This is a genomic window from Mesorhizobium sp. M7A.F.Ca.CA.003.01.2.1 (assembly GCF_003998945.1).
Lineage (GTDB): Bacteria > Pseudomonadota > Alphaproteobacteria > Rhizobiales > Rhizobiaceae > Mesorhizobium > Mesorhizobium ciceri.
Genome location: NZ_RZRA01000309.1, coordinates 1 through 5,596, shown reverse-complemented (window position 1 = coordinate 5,596; position 5,596 = coordinate 1). Strand labels below are relative to the sequence as shown.

The 5,596-nt window shown below is 64.2% G+C and carries 6 protein-coding genes; 2 read left to right on the top strand and 4 right to left on the bottom strand.

Annotated features, from left to right (window positions below):
- From EN969_RS14485 to EN969_RS14470, 4 genes are all read right to left on the bottom strand, one after another.
- On the bottom strand, positions 1-372 hold a 372-nt coding region (locus EN969_RS14485), incomplete at its 3' end, for an ATP-binding cassette domain-containing protein (RefSeq protein WP_127419200.1).
- Positions 369-1,199, bottom strand: coding sequence for an ABC transporter permease (locus tag EN969_RS14480; protein WP_063169055.1), 831 nt, complete (start codon positions 1,197-1,199; stop codon positions 369-371). The genes EN969_RS14480 and EN969_RS14485, both read right to left, overlap by 4 nt.
- A complete protein-coding gene (locus tag EN969_RS14475) occupies positions 1,196-2,182 on the bottom strand; it encodes an ABC transporter permease (RefSeq protein WP_063169054.1) in 987 nt (328 codons plus the stop codon). The genes EN969_RS14480 and EN969_RS14475 overlap by 4 nt, the downstream gene beginning before the upstream one ends.
- Before the next feature lie 258 nt (positions 2,183-2,440).
- Complete coding sequence (locus tag EN969_RS14470) at positions 2,441-4,051, bottom strand: ABC transporter substrate-binding protein (protein WP_063169053.1); 1,611 nt, start codon at positions 4,049-4,051, stop codon at positions 2,441-2,443.
- Between the two features lie 90 nt (positions 4,052-4,141).
- Here EN969_RS14470 and EN969_RS14465 point away from each other — a divergent pair, with 90 nt between their 5' ends.
- Together EN969_RS14465 and EN969_RS14460 are read left to right on the top strand one after the other, a co-directional pair.
- On the top strand, positions 4,142-4,363 hold the full coding sequence (locus tag EN969_RS14465; RefSeq protein ID WP_127224205.1) for a hypothetical protein: 222 nt from the start codon (positions 4,142-4,144) through the stop codon (positions 4,361-4,363).
- Positions 4,364-4,425: 62 nt separating this feature from the next.
- The coding region (locus EN969_RS14460; RefSeq protein ID WP_164758255.1) for a Xaa-Pro peptidase family protein at positions 4,426-5,596 on the top strand (1,171 nt) is incomplete at its 3' end.

Genomic DNA, 5,596 nt, shown 5'->3' with positions numbered 1-5,596 from the left:
GTCCTGGAAGACGAAACCGATATCGCGGCCGCCGCGGGGAGGGTGACTTGATCTGGTGAAGAGCTTTTGCGGTCTGTGCTCTACGAGGCCCCCCTCTGTCCTGCCGGACATGTCCGGCAGGACAGAGGGAGGTGCCTTGGCGCCCAACGCCGACGGTAGGAACCAATCGATCTTTCCTTCAGTCTTGGTGCTTGCCGGCAACAGCCCGGCAATCGCCAGCGCCAGCGTGCTCTTGCCCGAGCCACTTTCGCCGATGATGGCCAAGCGCTCGCCAGCCTCTATATCGAGGCTGACATCCTTCAGCGCCGCCACCTCGCTGCCGTCGCGGCGGTAGGTCACCGTCAGGTCGCGGATCGAAGCCAGCGCGGTCACGACAGGCCTCTCCTGACCGCCGTCGTCTCGACAATGCCTTCACCGGCGAGATAGACGCCGAGCACGGTCAGCACCAGCGCTATGCCCGGGACGATCGACAGGAAGGGCGCGGTGCGCAGGACAGCGCGGCCTTCGGCAATCATGCCGCCCCAGGTGACCCGGTTGGGATCGCCCAGGCCGAGGAACGACAAGGCCGCCTCGGTGAGGATCGCCGCGGCGACGATCACCGACGACATCGCCAGCACCGGCGGCAAGGCATTGGGCAGCACCTCGCGAAAGGCGATCGCCAGCGGGTGCATGCCGATGACCCTGGCGCCGGCGACATAATCGCGTTCGCGAATGGAGAGGACTTCCGCGCGGGCGACACGGGCTGGTCCGGTCCAGGTGCCGAGCGCGATGGCGATCACGACGATGCCGAGCGACGGTCCGACGACGCTGACGAAGGCCAGTGCCAGCAGGAAACTCGGCACGGTCTGGAAGGCGTCGGTGATGCGCATCAGCACCTCGTCGACGAGGCCGCCGGCAAAGCCGGCCAATGTGCCGACCACTGCCCCGACGACAAGTGCGGCGGCCGCGGCGGCGATCCCGACAGCCAGCGATGTGCGGGCGCCATGAAAAAGCTCGGCCAGCACGTCGCGGCCAAGCCGATCGGTGCCAAGCGGGAGCGACCAGTCCTGGAACGGCGGCAGCAGCGCCGGCCCGGCAATCGCTTGCGGATCGCCGGGGAACAGCAGCGACGCCGACAGTGCCATGGCGATCAGCGCCGCCAGGAGGATGGCGCCGGCGACCGCCTCGGGCGTGCGCAGAAAGCGGCGGAGGGCACTCATGCGCCGGCCTCGCAGGCGCCGACGCGCGGGTCGAGGAAGGCATAGGCGATGTCGACGGCAAGGTTGATGACAATGACCAGGACGGCGCTGGTGAGAATAATGCCGAGCAGAAGCGGCGTATCGCGGGAGGCGACTGCCTCCTGCGCCAGCCGGCCGAGGCCGGGCACGGAAAAGACGCTCTCGATGACGACACTGCCGCCGAGCATCTGCGCCGACTGCAGGCCGAGCATGGTGACCAGCGGCAGCAGTGCATTGCGGGCGACGTGGGCGAGCACGATGCGGCGGCGTGATAATCCCTTGGCGCGCGCGGCCAAGACGAAATCCTGCCGCCAGACCTCGGCCATGCCGGCGCGCATCATGCGCAGATAGAGCGCCAGGTAGATGAAGCCGAGGGCCGAAACAGGCAGGATAAGATGGACGGCGATGTCGGCTGCGCGGTCAAGGCCGGTCTTGTCGGAAGCCAGGGTCTCGATGCCGCCGATCGGCAGCCAGCGCAGGTCGACGGCAAAGACGACGATCAGCACCAGTCCGAGCCAGAAACCCGGCACGGCATAGAGCGCCAGCGAGCCGATCGACAGGAAGCGGTCGCGGAAACTGCCCGGCCGGGCGCCGGCATAGATGCCGAGTGCCGAGCCGAGCCCGAAGGAGAGCGCGGTGGCGCTGACCATCAACAGCAGCGTGTTGGGCAGGCGTTCGAGGATCACATCGCGGATCGGTCGGGAGAAGGTCACCGACTGGCCGAGGTCGAGATGCAACAGCGCCCAGAGGTAGTTAGCCAGCCGCGTCAGCTCCGACTGGTCGAGGCCCCAGCGATGACGCAGCAATTCGATCATGCCGGCGTCGCCGCCGGTCGAGACGATGTAGGCGTCGACGGCGTCGCCGGGGGCGGCCTCGAGCAAAAGGAACGTGCCGATGACGACGATCAGCAGCACGAAGATGCTGCCGACGAGGCGGCGGCGGAGAAGGGTGAGGGCGCGGTTCATGGGGGCGTCGATGGGTTGGCGATACGTTGATTAGGACCGCGCCTAGGCACCCTCCTCTGTTCTGCCGGACATCTCCCCCTCAAGGGGGGAGATCGGCTGTCTCTTTTGGCTTCGCCAATCTCCAACGTTGAAGAATTCGCGGGACAGACAAGCGGCCAATCTCCCCCCTTGAGGGGGAGATGTCCGGTAGGACAGAGGGGGGCCTCGTAGAACTCAAAGCCTACGATGATTTCGCGAATTTTCATCCGCGCAATTCTGTCACGATTCCAAATACGTGTCCGCCCAGTTCGACACCGCCCAGCGCGGGTTGTTGGCGATGTTGCCGACGGTGTCTCGCGCGACGCTGATGAAACTCCATTCGGCGACGTTGATCAGCGGCAGGTCGGCAGCCACCGCCTTCTGGAATTCCTTGTAGAGGTCGGTGCGGGCTGATGCGTCGAGCGTCTCCGATGCCTTGGCGATGAGCGCATCGAGCGCATCGTTCTTGTAGCCGCCCTGGTTGGAGAACGGCACGCCGTCCGGAATGCCGCTCTGCACCAGGATGGTGGTCGAGATCGCCGGATCGCCGCGGAACACCGGCGGACCGACCGCGAGATCGAAGGCGTGGTCGGTGTAGACCGCCTTGATGTGCGCGGCCGAGTCGTTGTTGACCAGCTCAGCGTCGATGCCGATGGCGGCGAGCGCCTGGCGCAGATAGTCGCCGAACTGTTTTGTCTCGTTGAAATAGGGCGCAGGCAGCAGTTTCAGCGTGAAGCGCTTGCCGTCCGGGCCTTTCTTGTAGCCGGCTTCGTCGAGCAGCGCGTTGGCCTTGGCGACGTCGAAGGCATAGGTCGGCACATCGGCGGTGTAGAATTGTGGATCGTTCTTCGGCACCGGGCCGGTGGCTGTCGCGGCATAGCCGAGGAACACCGTCTTGACGACGAAATCCTTGTCGATGGCATGTGCGATCGCCTGCCGCACTTTGACGTCGGCCAGTTCCTTGCGGCGATGATTGATCTCGACGACGAGTTGATAGGTCAGCCCTTCGTAACCCTTGGTGATCACTTTCAGCCCCGGCACTTTCGAGATGCGGTCGAGGTCGGCCAGCGGCACGGCGGAAAAGGCCGCCAGCTGGATCTCTCCGGCCTCCAGCGCGCTGGCCGCGGACGTGCGATCCGGCAGCACCTGATAGATGATCTCATCGAGATAGGGCTCGTCCTTGCCCCAGTAGTCGGTGTTTTTGGTCAGCCGGTAATACTGGCCGGCCTTGTACTCGCCGAATTTGAACGGTCCGGTGCCGATGGGCGCGTTGTTGGCCGGGTTGTCCTCGATCTTGCCGACCTCGTAGATGTGCTTCGGCACCACGCTGCTCAGCGCCGGCAGCGCGTTGCGGATCAGCTGGAACGGCGTCGGCTTGGCGAATTTGAACACACCGGTGAGATCGTCGGGGGTCTCGACGCTGGCCAGGTCCTTGAACACGGTGCGGCCGAGGTTCTGCAGCGGCTTCCAGATCTGCAGCGCCGAGAAGGCCACGTCGGCGGAGGTGAACGGCTTGCCGTCATGCCATTTGACGCCGTCGCGCAGTTTGAACGTCACCGAGAGCCCGTCGGCGGCACCCTCCCAGCTCAGCGCCAGCCTTGGCGCGAGTCCGTCCTTGCCGTCGTAGGAGGCTTCGGCCAGCGTTTCGACGATCTTGCTGGAGATGAAGAAGACGCCGTTGGAAGCGACGATCGCCGGGTTGAGGTTGCGCGGTTCGGAATCGGCGGCAAGCACAAGCCGCCCGCCCTTCTTCGGCGTCTGCGCCCAGCCCGGTGTCGGCATGGCGGTGGAGGCCAGCAGCATTGCCGAGCCGGAAAGCATCGTGCGCCTGGAAATCGTGAAACCTGACATGATCGAACTCCGTCCTCTCCGCGACCCGGTTGGGCGCGCCAATACCCCTCGAACGCCGGCAAGCCCGCCAGCATCCTTGCGGCGGCGATTATGAGCCTTGCCGAGGGTTTCGCCAGAGACGGAATTGGCGCATCCTCGCTTGGCTTTGAAATTTTCGTCCGCTGGACCAGTTTGGAATATGCGCTTCTATCACGTCAATCTGGTAGGACCAAATTGATGGGATATGCGACGGACAAAGGTATGATGACATGGAACGGTGCTGTTTGCCCTATTTCTGGCTGGACCAGAACGGGCAAAATGGTGCAGATTTGAGTCATGGCCAGGGGATCGCGAGCGGAACGGCCGGCGGTCCCAGGCAATTCAGGGAGAGAGAGATGAACATTGCTCCGGGCAAGAATGCCGTCGGCAATATCCCGTTCGACCAGGCAAGGGTCGACCGGCTGATGGAGGAGGCCGGCATCGATGTGCTGCTCGCCACCTCCAAGCACAACACGCAATACCTGCTGGGCGGTTACAAGTTCATCTTCTTCGCCGCCATGGATGCGATCGGCCACAGCCGGTACCTGCCGATCGTCGTGTACGAAAAGGGCGGGCCGGACCATGCCGCCTATATCGGCAACCGCATGGAGGGCGGCGAGCACCAGAACAATCCGTTCTGGACGCCGACGCTGCACGCCGCCTGCTGGGGCACGCTCGACGCCGCCAACCTTGCGGTCGAGCACCTGCAGAAGATCGGCAAGGCCGGCGCGCGCATCGGCATCGAGCCTGGCTTCCTGCCATCGGACGCCTATACGCTGATCCGCAAGGCGTTGCCGGATGCCAGGCTGATCGATGCGACCGACATGCTGGAGCGCATGCGCGCCATCAAGACCGATGCGGAGCTGGAGAAGCTGCGCACGGCCTCCGAACTGATCACCGATTCCATGCTGGCGACCATTGCCTGGGCGCGTGAAGGCACGACTAAAAGCGAGATCATCGAGCAGCTGCGGCGCGAGGAAACCAATCGCGGCATCCATTTCGAATATTGCCTGCTGACGCTGGGTGCCAGCCACAACCGCGCCGCTTCACCGCAGGCGTGGAAAAAAGGCGAGGTGCTGTCAATCGATTCCGGCGGCAATTATCACGGCTATATAGGCGACCTCTGCCGGATGGGCATTCTCGGCGAACCGGATGCCGAGCTGGAAGATCTGCTGGCCGAGGTCGAGACGGTGCAGCAGGCGGCCTTTTCAAAAGTCAAAGCGGGCACGCTGGGCGGCGACATGATTTCGCATGCCGAGGGCGTGCTGAAGGCTTCGAAGGTCGCGCCCTACACGGATTTCTTCGCCCATGGCATGGGGCTGATCACGCACGAGGCGCCGTTCCTGATGACCAACCACCCGGTGACCTATGAAGGCACCTATGCGGCCAAACCGCTGGAGAAGAACATGGTGCTGTCGGTGGAGACGACCATGCTTCACCCGACACGGGGCTTCATCAAGCTGGAAGACACGCTGGCGGTGACGGAGAGCGGATACGTGATGTTCGGTGATCGGGGCCGGGGGTGGA